13 protein-coding genes and 1 pseudogene are annotated in these 15,804 nt (G+C 66.6%); 9 read left to right on the top strand and 5 right to left on the bottom strand.

What is annotated here, in order from left to right; all coding sequences use genetic code 11:
* Window positions 1-8 precede the first annotated feature (8 nt).
* From QM019_RS09635 to QM019_RS09620, 4 genes and pseudogenes are all read right to left on the bottom strand, one after another.
* Window positions 9-1,490 (bottom strand): NCS2 family permease, encoded by a 1,482-nt coding sequence (locus QM019_RS09635; RefSeq protein WP_282852794.1) that lies wholly within the window; start codon window positions 1,488-1,490, stop codon window positions 9-11.
* Window positions 1,491-1,574: 84 nt separating this feature from the next.
* Window positions 1,575-2,252 carry a zinc-binding dehydrogenase gene (locus tag QM019_RS09630; RefSeq protein ID WP_282852793.1) on the bottom strand — a complete coding sequence of 226 codons (678 nt, stop codon included), beginning with the start codon at window positions 2,250-2,252 and terminating at the stop codon, window positions 1,575-1,577.
* Between the two features lie 74 nt (window positions 2,253-2,326).
* Window positions 2,327-2,488: pseudogene (locus tag QM019_RS09625) on the bottom strand (alcohol dehydrogenase); the annotation flags it as partial.
* Between the two features lie 217 nt (window positions 2,489-2,705).
* The gene (locus QM019_RS09620; RefSeq protein ID WP_282852792.1) at window positions 2,706-3,275 is read right to left on the bottom strand and encodes a TetR/AcrR family transcriptional regulator; all 570 of its coding nucleotides are present in this window, start codon (window positions 3,273-3,275) and stop codon (window positions 2,706-2,708) included.
* Between the two features lie 154 nt (window positions 3,276-3,429).
* On the opposite strand from QM019_RS09620, the gene valS reads away from it, so the two are divergent.
* Window positions 3,430-6,072: a valine--tRNA ligase gene (gene valS, locus QM019_RS09615; protein WP_282852791.1), complete on the top strand. Its 2,643-nt coding sequence runs from the start codon at window positions 3,430-3,432 to the stop codon at window positions 6,070-6,072.
* A 15-nt stretch (window positions 6,073-6,087) separates the two neighbouring features.
* Window positions 6,088-6,465 (top strand): GntR family transcriptional regulator, encoded by a 378-nt coding sequence (locus QM019_RS09610; protein WP_282852790.1) that lies wholly within the window; start codon window positions 6,088-6,090, stop codon window positions 6,463-6,465.
* A gap of 346 nt (window positions 6,466-6,811) precedes the next feature.
* Here the strand turns inward: QM019_RS09610 and QM019_RS09605 are convergent, their stop codons facing one another.
* Window positions 6,812-7,138 (bottom strand): hypothetical protein, encoded by a 327-nt coding sequence (locus QM019_RS09605; protein WP_125107100.1) that lies wholly within the window; start codon window positions 7,136-7,138, stop codon window positions 6,812-6,814.
* 138 nt (window positions 7,139-7,276) lie between these two features.
* On the opposite strand from QM019_RS09605, the gene mshD reads away from it, so the two are divergent.
* The 7 genes from mshD to pstB all read left to right on the top strand — a co-directional run bounded on the left by mshD (window position 7,277) and on the right by pstB (window position 15,761).
* Window positions 7,277-8,128, top strand: a complete 852-nt coding sequence (gene mshD / locus QM019_RS09600) for a mycothiol synthase (RefSeq protein WP_282852789.1) — start codon at window positions 7,277-7,279, stop codon at window positions 8,126-8,128.
* A gap of 79 nt (window positions 8,129-8,207) precedes the next feature.
* Window positions 8,208-10,322 (top strand): RNA degradosome polyphosphate kinase, encoded by a 2,115-nt coding sequence (locus QM019_RS09595; protein ID WP_282852788.1) that lies wholly within the window; start codon window positions 8,208-8,210, stop codon window positions 10,320-10,322.
* 66 nt (window positions 10,323-10,388) lie between these two features.
* Complete coding sequence (locus QM019_RS09590) at window positions 10,389-11,333, top strand: NUDIX hydrolase (RefSeq protein ID WP_282852787.1); 945 nt, start codon at window positions 10,389-10,391, stop codon at window positions 11,331-11,333.
* Window positions 11,334-11,564: 231 nt separating this feature from the next.
* Entirely contained in the window at window positions 11,565-12,683 is a 1,119-nt protein-coding gene (gene pstS / locus QM019_RS09585; RefSeq protein WP_282852786.1) for a phosphate ABC transporter substrate-binding protein PstS, read from the top strand.
* Between the two features lie 139 nt (window positions 12,684-12,822).
* Window positions 12,823-13,782 carry a phosphate ABC transporter permease subunit PstC gene (gene pstC / locus QM019_RS09580; protein ID WP_282852785.1) on the top strand — a complete coding sequence of 320 codons (960 nt, stop codon included), beginning with the start codon at window positions 12,823-12,825 and terminating at the stop codon, window positions 13,780-13,782.
* A 13-nt stretch (window positions 13,783-13,795) separates the two neighbouring features.
* Complete coding sequence (pstA, locus tag QM019_RS09575; protein ID WP_282852784.1) at window positions 13,796-14,944, top strand: phosphate ABC transporter permease PstA; 1,149 nt, start codon at window positions 13,796-13,798, stop codon at window positions 14,942-14,944.
* 37 nt (window positions 14,945-14,981) lie between these two features.
* Window positions 14,982-15,761, top strand: coding sequence for a phosphate ABC transporter ATP-binding protein PstB (gene pstB / locus QM019_RS09570; RefSeq protein WP_282852782.1), 780 nt, complete (start codon window positions 14,982-14,984; stop codon window positions 15,759-15,761).
* The last annotated feature ends 43 nt before the right edge of the window (window positions 15,762-15,804 follow it).

Raw genomic sequence — 15,804 nt, 5'->3', positions numbered from 1 at the left:
GCCGGCGGTTAACCGAGCAGCGCCTCGATCGGCGTGCGCGCGAAGTAGATAACGAAGCCGGCAGCGACTATCCAGAGCAGCCAGTGGATCAGGCGGATCTTGCCTGCGAGCGCGTTCACGACGACGAAGGCGATAAAGCCGACGCCGATGCCGTTCGCAATCGAGTAGGTCAGCGGCATCGCGATGACGGTGAGGAACGCGGGCAGCGCGATCGAGAAGTCCTGCCAGTCGATGTCGGCGACCTGCACCATCATCATCGCGCCGACGATGACCAGCGCGGCCGAGCCGACCTCCATCGGCACGATGACCGCGAGCGGCGTGAAGAACATCGCGATGAGGAAGAGTGCGCCCGTGACGACCGAGGCGAAACCCGTGCGGGCGCCCTCGCCGATGCCCGAGGCCGAGTCGACGAAGATCGTGTTCGACGAACTCGACGTCGCGCCACCGACGACGGCGCCGAAGCCCTCAATGATGAACGCGTGGCGGATGCGCGGGAACGTGCCGTCGGCGCGCGCGAGCCCGGCGTTGCGCGCGAGGCCGGTCATGGCGCCCATCGCGTCGAAGAAGTTCATGAAGACGAGCGTGAGCAGCAGCATCAGGGCCGCGACCGGGCCGAGGCGCGTGAAGGCGCCGACCGGGTCAAACGCGCCGACGAGGCTGAGGTCGGGCACGGCGATGAGCTGCTCGGGCAGGCTCGGCACGGTGAGGTGCCAGCCGCCGGGGTTGTCGGTGCCGGATGCGCCGAGGTTCCAGAGCGCCTCAGCACCGAGCGCCAGCAGGGTGCCGACGACGATGCCGATGAGGATTGCGCCCGGCACCTTGCGGATGAGCAGCACGGCCATGATGAGCAGCGTGACGATGAAGACGAGCGTCGGGATTGTCGCGATCGAACCCGAGAGGCCGAGCTGCACGGGCGGGCCACCCTCGGTGCGGGTGACGAAGCCCGAGTTCACGAGGCCGACGAAGGCGATGAACATGCCGATGCCGACGGTGATCGCCGACTTCAGGCCCGCGGGCACCGCGTTGAAGATCGCCGTGCGGGCGCCGGTCGCCCCGAGAATCACGATGACGACACCGTTGAGCAGCACGAGACCCATCGCCTCGGGCCAGGTGATTTGCTGCACCATCGACACCGCGAGGAACGAGTTGATGCCAAGGCCGGCCGCGAGCGCGAACGGCAGGTTCGCGACGAAGCCGAACACGATGGTGAGCAGGCCGGCCGCGAGCGCGGTCGTCGACGCGACCTGAATCGAGTCGAGCACGCCGCCCTCGACGTCGGCCGAGGCGGCGCCGCCGAGCACGAGCGGATTGAGCACGAGGATGTACGAGATGGTGACGAAGGTCACCAGGCCGCCGCGCATCTCGCGGCCCATGGTCGTGCCGCGGCCCGAGAAGTTGAAGATGCGCTCGAGCCAGCCGGGGGTGCCGGATGCTGGCGCCGGGCTGGCGGCGGGGGTGGCAGATTCGTCGGTGACAGATCGCTTACTCACCCGTCGAGCCTAGTCTCCGACGAAAGCGAGCGGGGGCGGATGCGCGAGTGGCACATCCCGGCCGCTGCTGCGAGACGCGGGCGCCTAGTCGAAGACGATCACGCTGCGCGCGATCTTGCCGCACTCGAGCTCGGCGTACCCGGCGTTGATGTCCTCGAGACGGATCGTCTTCGAGACGAGGTCGTCGAGGTTGAAGCGGCCCTGCTGGTAGAGGTCGGCGTAGAGCGGAATGTCGCGCTTCGGGCTCGTCGAACCCATGTAGACACCCTGGTATTTGCGCTGCTGCATGAGGATGTCGACGAAGGGGTCGATCTCGAGCTGCTTGCCGATCGGGATCATGCCGATCTGGTAGGCGCCGCCGCCGACGCCGAGGATCTTAATGGCCTGCTCGGCGGTGGGCTTCAGGCCAATAACCTCGAAGGCGTGGTCGACGCCGCTCGTCTCGGTGATTTCTTGCACGGCCGTGACGACGTCGTCGACCTCGTTCGGGTTGATCGTGTGCGTCGCGCCGAACGTCTTCGCGAGCTCGAGCTTCTCGGGCTGCAGGTCGATCGCGATGATCTTGGGCGCGCCGGCGAGACGCGCACCCTGCACGGCGTTGAGGCCGACGCCACCGCATCCGATAACCGCGACGGTGTCGCCAACGCGCACCTCGGCGGTGTTGATCGCCGCGCCCGCGCCAGTGACGACGCCGCAGCCGAGCAGGCACGCCTTCTCGAACGGGATGTCCTTCGTGACGCGCACGACGCGGTTCTCGTGCACGAGTGCCTGCTCGGCTCCTTGACGTCGGGGCCGACCTTCGTGACGACGCCGGCGAGCTCGTGACCGAGCACCGTCGGCATCGGGAAGCCGAAGTCGTGGTCGCGAATGTGCGCGTCACTGTGGCACAGTCCGCACGCCTTCACGTCGATGAGCACTTCGCGACCGATCGGATCGGCGATGTCGATGTCTTCGATGACGAAGTCCTGGCCGACCCCATTGAGCACCGCTGCCTTCATTTGAGAGCTCCTTTGCACTCTGAACTGCCTATGCCTCGGGCGTCGTCGTTGACGCCCGGAAACATAAACGATGTCTCATGACACTATTCGACACGCGTCACCTAACCAACAGGTGATGCGGAAACTCGGGGAACCCTCAGCTTGCGGTTTCGGCATGAGCATTGGTCGCGTCGACTGTCACCTGGGATTGAGATCACGCAGAGACACCATGACGCAGCTACCGCAGCTCGTGCCACCACGCGGGCAGGCAGACCGCGACGGCGTCGGCGAATTCAGCATCCGCCATGTCTTGCCGGTCGATCCACACCCCGATGCCGCCGAGTACGGCGTTGCCGATGCACGCGGCTGCGATCTCCGCATCCACACCCTCGGGCAGGGCCTCCTGCCGCGCGAGAATGCCGCGGATCGACTCAACGAAGTGCGAGCTCACCGCGCGAGTCAGCGTCGAATCGACGGGGCTACGCACCGACTGCTCATACACCGGCAGAAACCGCCGCACGTGGTCGAGCACCTCACTCATCGTCACGCGAAAGTTGCCGCCGTGCGGGCCGTTCACCGCGTCGCGCAGCTCGAGATCGTGCTGGCGGGTCCGGTCGAGGTCGTCGCGCAGCACCTCGAGCAGCACCTCCTGCGGCGAGTCGTAGTGGTCGTAGAAGGTCGCACGGTTGATGCCAGCGGTCTGCGTGAGCGATGCGACGGTGACCGAACTCGGGTCCTGTGCCGACGCGAGCTCGACGACCGCACGTTGCAAAGAACTCCGGGTGCGGAGGGTGCGTGGATCTGACATGAGAGCTCCTGACAGAAAGGATGCGCGCGCATCGTTGCGCTTTGACTTGAGCCTAGCCCGCGCGGGGCCCAAGCGCGGCGCCGCGCCGGTAGACTTGGGCACACCTACAGCAGGCACCCCAGACTCGGTGCCGCCCATAGTGATCGGAGCACGAATGACGGCCACGCCCGCGAACATCCCGGACCGCCCCGCCCTCGAAGGTCTCGAGCAGAAGTGGGGTGACGCCTGGAATGCACAGGGCACCTACGCGTTCCGACGCGACGGTGCGACCCGCGAGCAGGTCTACTCGGTCGACACTCCCCCGCCCACCGCATCCGGTTCGCTGCACATCGGCCACGTGTTCTCCTACACGCACACGGATGTGGTGGCGCGCTACCAGCGCATGCTCGGCAAGCGCGTGTTCTATCCGATGGGTTGGGACGACAACGGCCTGCCGACCGAGCGCCGCGTCCAGAACTACTACGGCGTGCGCTGTGACCCGTCGCTGCCGTACGTCGAAGGCTTCGTGCCGCCGCACGAGGGCGGTGACGGCAAGAGCATCAAGGCCGCTGACCAGCAGCCGATCTCGCGCCAGAACTTCATCGAGCTCTGCCTGAAGCTTTCGGGAGAGGACGAGCGTGCCTTCGAAGAACTTTGGCGCCAGCTCGGCCTCTCGGTCGACTGGAACCAGACGTACCGCACGATCGACGACGACGCGCGCCGCATCTCGCAGCTCGCGTTCGTGCGCAACATCGAGCGCGGCGAGGCGTACCAGGACATGGCGCCGACGCTCTGGGACATCACGTTCCGCACTGCCGTCGCGCAGGCCGAGCTTGAGGACCGCGAGCAGCCGGGCGCCTACCACCGCCTCGCGTTCCACGGCGCCGACGGCGACGTGTTCATCGAGACGACCCGCCCCGAGCTGCTGCCCGCGTGCGTCGCCCTCGTCGCGCATCCCGACGACGAGCGCTACCAGCCGCTGTTCGGCAGCACGGTGCGCACGCCGCTGTTCGACGTCGAAGTGCCGGTGCTCGCGCATCCGCTCGCACAGCCCGACAAGGGCTCGGGCATCGCGATGATCTGTACCTTCGGTGACCTCACCGACGTCATCTGGTGGCGCGAGCTGCGCCTGCCGAACCGCTCGATTCTCGGCGAAGACGGTCGCATCCTCGCCGACGCCCCCGAGGTGATCATGAGCGAGCGCGGCCGCGAGGCCTACGCGACCATGGCCGGCAAGACCGTGTTCAGCGCGAAGCAGGCCGTCGTCGAGGCGCTCGGCGAGTCGGCCGAGCTCATCGGCGAGCCGAACAAGATCACACACCCCGTGAAGTTCTTCGAGAAGGGCGACAAGCCCCTCGAGATCGTTTCGACGCGCCAGTGGTACGTGAAGAACGGCGCGAACGACGACGAACTGCGCGCGAAGCTGCTGCAGTTCGGTGAGCAGCTCGAGTTCTGGCCCGAGTTCATGCGCGTGCGCTACCTCAACTGGGTCGAGGGACTCTCGGGCGACTGGCTCATCTCGCGCCAGCGCTACTTCGGCGTGCCGATTCCGGTCTGGTACCCGATCGACGCCGACGGCGTGACGCAGTACGACCAGCCGATCGTGCCCGCCCCCGAGCAGCTGCCGGTCGACCCGTCGACGGATGCGCCGAACGGGTTCGACGCATCGCAGCGCGGCCAGGCTGGCGGCTTCGAGGGCGAGCTCGACGTGATGGACACGTGGATGACCTCCTCGCTCACGCCGCAGCTCGCCGGTGGTTGGATGCGCGATGACGAGCTCTGGAACCTCGTCGCGCCGTTCTCGGTGCGCCCGCAGGGCCAGGACATCATTCGCACGTGGCTGTTCTCGACGCTGCTGCGCTCGCTGCTCGAGGACGACCGCCTGCCCTGGGACAACGCGACCATCAGCGGCTTCATTGTCGACCCCGACCGCAAGAAGATGTCGAAGTCGAAGGGCAATGTGGTGACGCCGAAGGGCCTGCTCAACGAGCACGGCTCGGATGCGGTTCGCTACTGGGCAGCGTCGAGCCGCCTCGGCACCGACGCGGCCTTCGACCCGCAGCGCCCGACGCAGATCAAGATCGGCCGCCGCCTCGCGATCAAGGTGCTCAACGCCGCGAAGCTTGTGCTCGGCTACGAGGCCGGCGACGCCGGTGAGGCCGATGTGACGCACCCGCTCGACCGGGCGATGCTCGCGCAGCTGCGCGACGTGGTCGCCCAGGCGACCGCCGCGTTCGACGCGTTCAACCATGCTCGGGCGCTCGAGGTGACCGAGTCGTTCTTCTGGTCGTTCTGCGACGACTACCTCGAGCTTGCGAAGGAGCGTGCCTACGGCGGCGCCACCCCCAAGGGTCAGCGCTCGGCCGTGGCGGCGATGCGCCTCGCGGTCGACGTGCTGCTGCGCCTGCTCGCCCCGTTCATCCCGTTCGCGACCGAAGAGGTGTGGTCCTGGTCGAACGAGGGCTCGGTGCACGAGGCCGCCTGGCCGACCGTCGAGGAGCTTGCGGCGGCCGTCGACGGTGAGCCGCGGATGCTCGACCTCGCGTCGGCCGCGCTGACCTCGATTCGCGGGGCGAAGACCGCCGCGAAGGTCTCGCAGAAGACCCCGATGCTGCAGGCGACATTCGTGACGAAGCCGGGCGGCGATGGTGCGAGCGTGCTGTCGCTGCTCGAGGGCGCCGCGGGAGACATCGCCGCGGTGGGTCGCATCGAGTCGTTCTCGTTCACCGAGGGCGCGGCCGACGACGCCGCGTTCGCGGAGGGCGCGGTGCTCGAAGTACGCGACATTGAACTCGGCGAGCCGCCGGTCAAAAAGTAGCGGCGGGCCGCTTCGATGACGATCGCCTTCGAAGGAATCGACGAGTCGTCCCCCGCGCCGCCGTACGAACAGCTGCGGATGCAGGTGGTCGCGGCGATTGCGGATGGGCGGCTCGCCCCCGGCGACCGCCTGCCGTCTGTGCGCGCGCTCGCGAGCGAGATTGGCCTGGCCGCAAACACGGTGGCGCGCGCGTACCGCGAGCTCGAGGTCGACGGCCACGTCGTGACTGCGGGCCGCAACGGCACGCACGTCGCCGAGCGTGAGCTCACCGCAGCCGACGAGGCGCGCGCGTTGGAGCTGACCGTCGCGTTCCTGCGTGACATGCAGGCGCTCGGCATCGGGCCGGAGTCGATCGAGCATCGCGTCGCGGCGGCGCTCCGCCCACTCGCGTAGGGGTTGGCGCGCGCGGTGTTGGGTCGCCCGGCGTTAGCGCACTGGCGCTAGCGCGCGCTGCAGGGTCGTTTCCGAGCGCGATTCCATGCCAGCGCATCCGCCGAGCCCGCCGCGCATCCCGGCCCGCGCATCCAAAGCCGCGAAAACCGCATCAAAGTGAGAAAACTGCACCGTGCGTGCGTTGCTTGCCGGAACACCCTGGTGTGGTGTGACAGATCCGGTCGGATGCGTCGGAACAGCAACATCCGGATGCACGGGAACAGCAACGCACGAATGCATCGGATGCGCGGGAGCAGCACCGCCCGGATGCACCAGCCGACAGCACGCGCGGCCAACGACGCCCGCGCTACGGGTTGAGAACGGTCGCGTGCGCACCCATCAGCACGAAGACGAATGACGCGATCGCCATGACCACCCCGGCGCCGGTCAGACTCAGCGCGAAGCGGTGAATGAAGCCCTCGGGCTGGCCCTCGACGAGCTGCATGATCGCGGTGAAGAACAGCAGCAGGAGCATCGCGATCGGCACCCAGGTGAGCTGCCGCTCCGGCGACGCGAGCACGCCCACGAGCACGGCGGCCACCACGGCCACGGCCCACACCGCCACGATGCGCAGCCGCGACGCCCGCGATTCGGGGCGCGCGTCGGCTTCTCGTGGCGTGGGCGCATCGGACATGCGCCACAGTCTACGCACCGCCCATCCGCAAGCGCGTAGCAACCATCAGCCCCAGTGCTTCTCACCGAAATACGACTCCCCGCCCGCCACATGAAACGCTCACCCGCACGCGTCACCCGCGCCCAGTACAGTGAAGCAATGGCCTCACCTCACCTCACCGCAGCAGATCTGGGCGCCGAATTCGAAGAGTTCAGCGCTCTCGTCACGTCGGCCGATGGGGTCGCCCCCTTCAACGAGGCCACGATGCTCAATCCAGCCGAACGCGAGGCCCGCGTCATCCGCGGCGACAGCGGCGACATCGACGCCCTCGCGCTGACGCACGCGCTCGACGACGGTACGATCGAGGCCGAGCTGGCCGTGGCCCCGACTGCGCGCGGGCTCGGGCTCGGCCACGAACTCGTCGACCGCATCCGCTCGGCCGGCCCGAGCGTGTTCTGGGCCCACGGCGACCTGCCGCAGGCCCAACAGCTCGCGCAGAAATCCGGCCTCACCGCGACCCGCCGCCTCTACGTGCTCGAGCGGCCGCTCACCGACGACGAGACGGCGCCAGCACAGCTGCCGCCGGGCGCGCGCATCCGCCCCTTCAACGAGGAGGCGGATGCAAACGCTTGGGTCGAGCTCAACGCTCGCGTCTTCCGCGACCACCCCGAGCAGGGCTCGATCACCCGCGACGACCTCGCCGACCGCATCGCGCAGCCGTGGTTCTCGGCCGACAACTTCCTCGTGCTCGAGGGCGCGGGCGGCATTCTGCTCGGCTACAACTGGCTCAAGGTGACCGACGATGAGGCCGAAATCTACGTGGTCGGCGTGGCCCCCGAGGCCGCGGGCACCGGCTTCGGCAAGGCGCTTATGCAGGCGGGCCTCGCCCGTCTGCGGGAGACCGGCGCCGACGCCGCAGTGCTCTACGTTGACGGCGACAACGAGCGCGCCGTCGAGCTGTACCGCAAGCTCGGCTTCACGCCGCGCTCGCTCGACGTGCAATACCGCTAACCGCCGAGCCTCCGACCACCCCTGGGCGCTCGCCCGCTCCATTACCCACCGTTTACCGGCACTAGGAAAGATGCGTCTTATGGACACCGGAACTCCCGTGACGAACGACACGATCGGCCTCGACCGCTACATCGACCGCGAGACGAGCTGGCTCGCGTTCAACCAGCGGGTCCTCGAGCTCGGCGAAGACGCCAACGTGCCGCTGCTTGAGCGCACGAACTTCATGGCGATCTTCCCCTCGAACCTCGACGAGTGGTTCATGGTGCGCGTCGCGGGTTTGAAGCGCCGCATCGACACCGGCCTCGCGGTGCCCACCCCCGCGGGTGTCCCGCCGCGCCAGGAGCTCGCGACCATCCGCGCCGCCGCGCGCGACCTCCAGCTCCGCCACGCCGAGCACTTCCGCGACGAGATCCGGCCGAAGCTCGCGTCCGAGGGCATCCACATCCTCGGTTGGGATGACCTCAGCGCCGAGCAGCAAACGAAGCTCACCGAAGTGTTCGGCACCGAGATCTTCCCCGTGCTCATGCCGCTCGCGGTCGACCCGGCGCACCCGTTCCCCTACATCTCGGGCCTCTCGCTCAACCTCTCGGTGCGCGTGCAGAACCCCGACGCCGGCAAGGCCGAGTTCGCGCGCCTCAAGGTGCCGCCGATGCTGCCGCGCCTCTACCCGCTCGACTCGCCCGAGGGCGAGACCTGGTACATCCTGCTCGAAGACCTCATCGCACAGCACCTCGACGCACTCTTCCCCGGCATGCAGGTACTCGACCACCACGCCTTCCGCGTCACCCGCAATGAAGACGTGACGATCGAAGAGGACGAGACCGAGAACCTGCTGCAGGCGCTTGAGAAGGAGCTGCTGCGCCGCCGCTTCGGCCCGCCGATCCGCCTCGAGGTATCGGAAGACATGGATGACGAGACCCTCACGCTGCTGAAGGACGAGCTCGACGTCGACAACGATGCCGTCACAGTGCTGCCGAGCCCGCTCGACCTCACCTCGCTCTTCGCGCTCGGCCGCATCAACCGCCCCGACCTCAAGTTTGAGACGCACGTGCCGGTGACGCACCCCGCGTTCCGCACCACCGACTCGGACGAGTCGGCCGACATGTTCCGCGCAATTTCCGAGCGGGATGTGCTGGTGCACCACCCGTACGAGTCGTTCTACACCAGCGTGGTCGAGTTCATCGAGCAGGCCGCGGCCGACCCGGATGTGCTCGCGATCAAGCAGACGCTCTACCGCACCTCGGGTGACTCGCCGATCATCGCGGCGCTGATCAAGGCCGCCGAGTCGGGCAAGCAGGTGCTCGCCCTCGTTGAGATCAAGGCGCGCTTCGACGAGCAGAACAACATCGTGTGGGCCCGCAAGCTCGAGAAGGCGGGCGTGCACGTCGTCTACGGCCTCGTCGGCCTCAAGACCCACTGCAAGCTGCTGCAGGTGCTGCGCCGCGAAGACGGCAAGCTGCGCGCCTACAACCACATCGGCACGGGGAACTACAACCCGAAGACCTCGCGCATTTACGAGGACCTCGGCCTGTTCACCTGCGACCCCGAGGTCTCGGGCGACGTCACCCGCCTGTTCAACCAGCTCTCGGGCTACGCGATCGAGCGCGACTTCAAGCGCCTGCTCGTCGCGCCCCTGCACCTGCGCAAGGGCCTGCTCGACCTCATCGACCGAGAGCGCCAGGCCGCGCTGCGGGGCGAAGCGAGCCGAATCCGCATCAAGGTGAATTCGATGGTCGACGAAGTGATCATCGACGCCCTCTACGCCGCGGCGCAGGCGGGCGTGCCGGTCGACATCTACGTGCGCGGCATCTGCGGCATCCGCCCCGGCGTGCCCGGCCTCAGCGAGACAATCCGCGTTCGCTCGGTCGTCGGCCGTTACCTCGAGCACTCACGTATCTTTACGTTCCACAACGGCGGCGACACGCAGACCTACATCGGCTCGGCCGACATGATGCACCGCAACCTCGATCGCCGCATCGAGGCGCTCGTGCGCCTCGCCGACCCGCACCACGTCAAGGAGCTCGAGGACTTCTTCGACATGGGCATGTCGAACGACTACTCGACGTGGACGCTCGAGCCGAGCGGCGAGTGGGTGCGCCGCAGCGTCGACGAGAATGGTCGCCAGCTGCCGCAGCTCCACGACGAGCTGATGCGCCGCATCCAAGCGCGTCCGATGCGCCACACCCTGCGTTAGCATTCGGAAGCGTCCCCGCGCGGCCGAGCCCGCGCATCCTGATCAATTCTCTGGAGCACCTCTTCGATGACCACCGCACTTCGTGACGACACCGTCTATGCCGCCGGCGCCATCCTCTGGCGCATGGACGGTGAGAAGCCGCGGGTGCTCGTGATTCACCGCGACCGCCACGGCGACTACTCGTTCCCGAAGGGCAAGGTCGACCCGGGCGAGACGCTGCCCGAGACGGCGGTGCGCGAGATTCGCGAAGAGACCGGCTTCCGGGTGACGTTGGATGCGCCGCTCGGCTCGATCGAGTACACGCTGCCGAGCGGGCGGCCGAAGGAGGTCCACTACTGGGCCGCCGAAGTGCCGGCTGAGGAGTTCGCGCGCAACCAGTTCGTGCCGAACGACGAGGTCGACAAGCTCGAGTGGATGGGCCTGAAGAAGGCGAGCAAGCACCTCACCTACGGTCGTGACAAAGAGCTCCTCGCGGTGCTGCACGAGCGCATCAAGGCCGGCACGGCGCGCACCTTTGCCGTAATCGCGCTGCGGCACGCGCAGGCGGTGCCGCCCCTGTCGTGGCCCGGCAACGACGAATCTCGGCCGCTCACCTCGCGCGGCCAAGAGCAGGCCGAGCAGGTCGCGGACATCCTCGAGGCGTACGGACCGAAGCGCATCGTGTCGTCGACGGCCGTGCGCTGCCTCACGACCGTGAGCCCCGTCGCCAGCACGCTCGGGCTTGTCCCCTCAAGCGAGCGAGCGATCTCGCAGTCGGCAGGCCCGGGCGACGGCGACGTCGACGAAGTCGTCCTGTCGGCCCTCGCCGAGCCGAGCACCGTCGTTATCTGCAGCCACTCCCCCGTCATGCCCGACATCGTGCGCTCCGTCGCACGCGCCTGCGGCAACGAACCGGCGCCGCTGTCGCGCTATGCGATGCTCTCGACCGCCGAGTTCACGCTGCTACACGTGCCCGCCGAGGGCACCGAGCGCGGCCTCGTCGCGGTCGAAACTCAGGGCCCGCGCATCTAACGCGCCTAGGCCGGCTGCGCATCCCTAGCCGCGCGAAATTCGCGCCGTGATCAGCGTCGATTCATGTTGCGTACGCATCAATGACAGATTGCATTCATTTGTCACGGCCATCAGGGATCGTTCACCGTGCGTTCATATTTCCGCTGCAAGTAAGTTACCGCCCACGCATAGCTTCGGTTCACGAACCCGAACAGGTTCGAAACCAAATACGTTTCTTATGGAGGAAACTCAATGAAGCTTTCGCGTGTTGGCGCATCGGTCGCCATGACCGCAATTGCCGCGCTCGCTCTTGCCGGCTGCGCCGGCGGCGACGCAGGTACCGACTCGACCAGCGGCGCGGACTCGACCGCAGCTGCCGGCGGCGGCTCGCTCTCGGGCAGCCTCAACGCGACGGGCGCGAGCTCGCAGGAGCAGGCTGAGCTCAACGCTTGGGTTCCCGGCTTCCAGGGCATCGAGTCCGGCGTCACCGTGAACTACGAGGCCACTGGTTCGGGCACCGGCCGCGAGAACTTCGTCGCTGGCTCGTCGGACTTCATCGGTTCGGACCGCGCCTACAAGACCGACGAGATCGAAGAGAGCACCTTCCCGCTCTGCGCCGACGGCACCGACCTCGTCGAGTTCCCCGCCTACATCTCGCCGATCGCGGTTGCGTACAACCTTCCGGGCGTCGACGGCCTCAACCTTGACGCCGAGACCATCGCCAAGATTTACGCGGGCGAGATCACCACCTGGAACGACCCGGCAATCGCTGCGATCAACGAGGGCGTCGAGCTCCCCGACACCACGATCACCGCCGTGCACCGTGGCGACACCTCGGGCACCACCGGTAACTTCACCGCGTACCTCACCGAGGCCGCCCCCGACGCCTGGACCTACGGTGACGAGGACGACTTCCCCGCCGACCTCGGTGGCGAGGCCGCGAACCAGACCGCTGGTGTTGCTGAGGCCGTTGCCGCCGGTGAGGGCACCATCGGTTACCTCGACGCTTCGGCTGCGACTGACCTCCAGACCGCCTCGATCAAGTCGGGCTCGGAGTTCGTGCCGTACAGCCCCGAGGCTGCCGCACAGGTCGTCGCCGGCTCGTCGCTCGAAGAGGGTCGCGCTGAGACCGACCTCGCCTACGCGCTCGACTACACCGGCGTTGAGGGTGCCTACCCGATCGTCCTCGTCTCGTACCTCATCGGCTGCGCCGACTACCAGGACGATGCCAAGGGCGAGCTCGTGAAGGCGTACTTCAACTACGTCATCACCGCTGAGGCACAGGACGCCGCTGCTGCGGTTGCCGGCAACGCGCCGATCTCGGACGAGATCCGCACTGAGGCCCAGACCGCGATCGACTCGATCCAGTAGCACTCCTGCTGCGTTTTACGCACTGAAGTAAGGTGCCCGGTGCCGTGCATTATGCCGGCACCGGGCACCAACTGCGTACAGCACCCAGACCCCTTGAGACTTACCTCACCCCCACGTTTCATCGAGGAAGGCACGTCAGATGACCACCACTGACACGGCGACTCCCCCGCCCCCGAGCCGCGTTAAAGCGGTTCGACGCGTCGGCGACACCGTCTTCGAGACCATTTCCACAACCTCCGGCGCACTTATCCTGGCGATTCTCGCCGCCGTGTTCTTCTTCCTGCTCATCCAGGGTCTTCCGGCACTCACCACCGGCGTCTCCGAAGACTCGGCCGACTCGCTGCGCCAGAACGGCGGCTTCCTCGGTTACATCGGCCCGCTCGTCTTCGGCACCATCTGGGCCTCGCTGCTCGCGATGATCATGGCTTTCCCCGTCGGCGTCGCCGTCGCGCTGTTCATCAGCCACTTCGCGAACCGCAAGTTCACCGGCGTGCTCGGCTTCATCATTGACATGCTCGCGGCGATCCCCTCGGTGATCTTCGGCCTCTGGGGCATCCTCGTGTTCGCCCCGATCGCTGGCCCGCTCTACACCTGGCTCGGCGAGTACCTCGGCTGGTTCCCGCTGTTCGCCGGTAACCCCACCCCGACCGGCAAGAACATGCTCACCGCCGCGATCGTGCTCGCGATCATGATCCTCCCGATCATGACCTCGCTGAGCCGCGAGATCTTCCTGCAGACTCCGCGCCTGCACGAAGAGGCATCACTCGCCCTCGGCGCCACGCGCTGGGAGATGGTGCGCCAGGCGGTCTTCCCCTACGCATCCTCGGGTATGTTCGCGTCCGCGATCCTCGCCCTCGGTCGAGCGCTCGGTGAAACGATGGCCATCACGATGGTGCTCTCGGCGACGGGCGCGGTGTCGGTATACCTGCTCACCTCCGAGAACCCGACGACGATCGCCGCATCCATCGCCCTCAACTTCCCAGAGGCACACGGTCAGAACTCGTCGACACTCATCGCGGGCGGTCTCGTGCTGTTCGCGATCACCTTGCTCGTGAACTCGATCGGCCGGTGGATCATCAACCGCAACGTGAAGAAGTAGATAGGAAGAGTTCATGTCTACTACCACGACTACACCCGCGGCCCCGACGAAGGCGCGAGTCAAGAACGCCCTCACCGCCGGTCACCTGACCGGCGCCCAGGTCACCATGATCGCCGTTGGCGCGGTGGTCATCTCGACCGTGATCTTCGGCCTGCTCTGGCTCATGAGCGGCGACCCATTCTTCATCTTCACCGAGCAGACCGGCAAACTCACCCTCAATTTCAACTGGGGTGGCTGGCTCGCACTCGCCGGGCTGCTCTACCTGCTCGGGGTGTACTTCATCTCACGCCAGGTTGAGGGTCAGCGCCAGGCGACGAACCGCTTCGTTTCGGGTCTGCTCACAGTCGCGTTCATCATCGCGATGGTGCCGCTGATCTCGTTGCTCTTCACGCTCGTGGTGAACGGTCTGCCCGGCCTCATCGACACCAACTTCTGGACTCGCGACGCCGCGGTGCCCGGCCAGCGAGGTGCGCTTAACTCGATCATCGGTACGCTCTGGATCACCGGCCTCACGACGCTCATGTCGGTGCCGATCGGTATCTTCACGGCGATCTACCTCGTCGAGTACGGGCGCGGCAACTGGCTGAGCAAGCTGCTCAACTTCTTCGTCGACGTGATGACGGGTGTTCCCTCGATCGTCGCCGGTCTGTTCGCCTTCGCGCTGTTCATGATGTTCACGCAGCTGGCGGGCGGTGACATCACCACGATCAAGAGCGGTTTCGTCGGCTCGATCGCCCTCATGGTGCTGATGATCCCGACCGTCGTGCGCTCGGCCGAAGAGATGATTCGCCTCGTGCCGATGGACCTCCGCGAGGCCTCCTACGCCCTCGGTGTGACGAAGTGGCGCACGATCGTCAAGGTTGTGCTTCCTACCTGCCTCGGTGGTCTCGTGACCGGTGTGCTGCTGGCCATCGCCCGCGTGATCGGTGAGACCGCGCCCCTGATGGTTGCTGCCGGCATGACGATCAACATGAACCTGAACCCGTTCCAAGGCGCCATGTCGACGCTGCCGACGCTCGTGTACCAGCAGTGGAAGTTCACTGGTGACGAGGCGGAAATGCTCTCGTGGGCCGGCGCTCTGGCGCTGCTGCTCATCGTCGTCGTGCTGAACATCATCGGCCGCATCATCAGCTACTACTTCTCGCCCAAGAAGGACCGCTAGGTCGCGGGCTTATCTTCGAAACAAAGGATCTTTCACAGTGTCGAAGCGTATTGAAATCAAAGACCTGGACATCTACTACGACAAGTTCAAGGCCGTCGAGGGTGTCAACATGACCATCGAGCCGAAGAGCGTTACCGCCTTCATCGGCCCGTCGGGTTGCGGTAAGTCGACCGTGCTGCGCACCCTCAACCGCATGCACGAGGTCATCCCCAAGGCGTGGGTTGACGGCGAGGTCCTCCTCGACGGCGACGACCTCTACGGCACCGGCGTTGACCCCGTGAACGTGCGCCGCCAGGTTGGCATGGTGTTCCAGCGCGCGAACCCGTTCCCCACGATGTCGATTCGTGAGAACGTGCTCGCCGGTGTTCGCCTCAACAACCGCCGCATTGGCAACAAGGAGGCCACCGAGCTTGTTGAGAAGTCGTTGCGCGGCGCGAACCTCTGGGAAGAGGTCAAGGACCGTCTCGATGCTCCCGGCGGCGGCCTCTCGGGTGGTCAGCAGCAGCGTCTGTGCATCGCCCGCGCCATCGCGGTGAAGCCCGACGTGCTGCTCATGGACGAGCCCTGCTCGGCCCTCGACCCGATCTCGACGCTCGCGATTGAAGACCTCATTCACGAGCTCAAGACCGACTACACGATCGTGATCGTGACCCACAACATGCAGCAGGCCACGCGCGTCAGCGACAAAACCGGCTTCTTCAACATCGCGGGTACCGGCAAGCCGGGCAAGCTCATCGAGTTCGACGACACTCGCACCATCTTCGCGAACCCGAGCAACAACCAGACCCAGGACTACGTGACCGGCCGCTTCGGCTAAGTCGCGCATCCTGTGCGTTGGCGGGCGCCCCACTCCGGTGGGG

This window comes from Gulosibacter sediminis, assembly GCF_030011715.1.
Classification (GTDB): Bacteria; Actinomycetota; Actinomycetes; order Actinomycetales; family Microbacteriaceae; genus Gulosibacter; species Gulosibacter sediminis.
Note: the sequence above shows the minus strand (reverse complement) of the source record. Positions and strands in the feature narration are given on the sequence as shown.

Excerpts from the sequence above, each read along its gene's own strand:
- QM019_RS09610 (WP_282852790.1), top strand. The coding sequence starts at position 6,088 with ATGACGATCGCCTTCGAAGGAATCGACGAGTCGTCCCCCGCGCCGCCG.
- mshD (WP_282852789.1), top strand. The coding sequence starts at position 7,277 with ATGGCCTCACCTCACCTCACCGCAGCAGATCTGGGCGCCGAATTCGAA.
- QM019_RS09595 (WP_282852788.1), top strand. The coding sequence starts at position 8,208 with ATGGACACCGGAACTCCCGTGACGAACGACACGATCGGCCTCGACCGC.
- pstC (WP_282852785.1), top strand. The coding sequence starts at position 12,823 with ATGACCACCACTGACACGGCGACTCCCCCGCCCCCGAGCCGCGTTAAA.
- QM019_RS09605 (WP_125107100.1), bottom strand. The coding sequence starts at position 7,138 with ATGTCCGATGCGCCCACGCCACGAGAAGCCGACGCGCGCCCCGAATCG.
- QM019_RS09590 (WP_282852787.1), top strand. The coding sequence starts at position 10,389 with ATGACCACCGCACTTCGTGACGACACCGTCTATGCCGCCGGCGCCATC.
- QM019_RS09620 (WP_282852792.1), bottom strand. The coding sequence starts at position 3,275 with ATGTCAGATCCACGCACCCTCCGCACCCGGAGTTCTTTGCAACGTGCG.
- pstS (WP_282852786.1), top strand. The coding sequence starts at position 11,565 with ATGAAGCTTTCGCGTGTTGGCGCATCGGTCGCCATGACCGCAATTGCC.
- valS (WP_282852791.1), top strand. The coding sequence starts at position 3,430 with ATGACGGCCACGCCCGCGAACATCCCGGACCGCCCCGCCCTCGAAGGT.
- pstA (WP_282852784.1), top strand. The coding sequence starts at position 13,796 with ATGTCTACTACCACGACTACACCCGCGGCCCCGACGAAGGCGCGAGTC.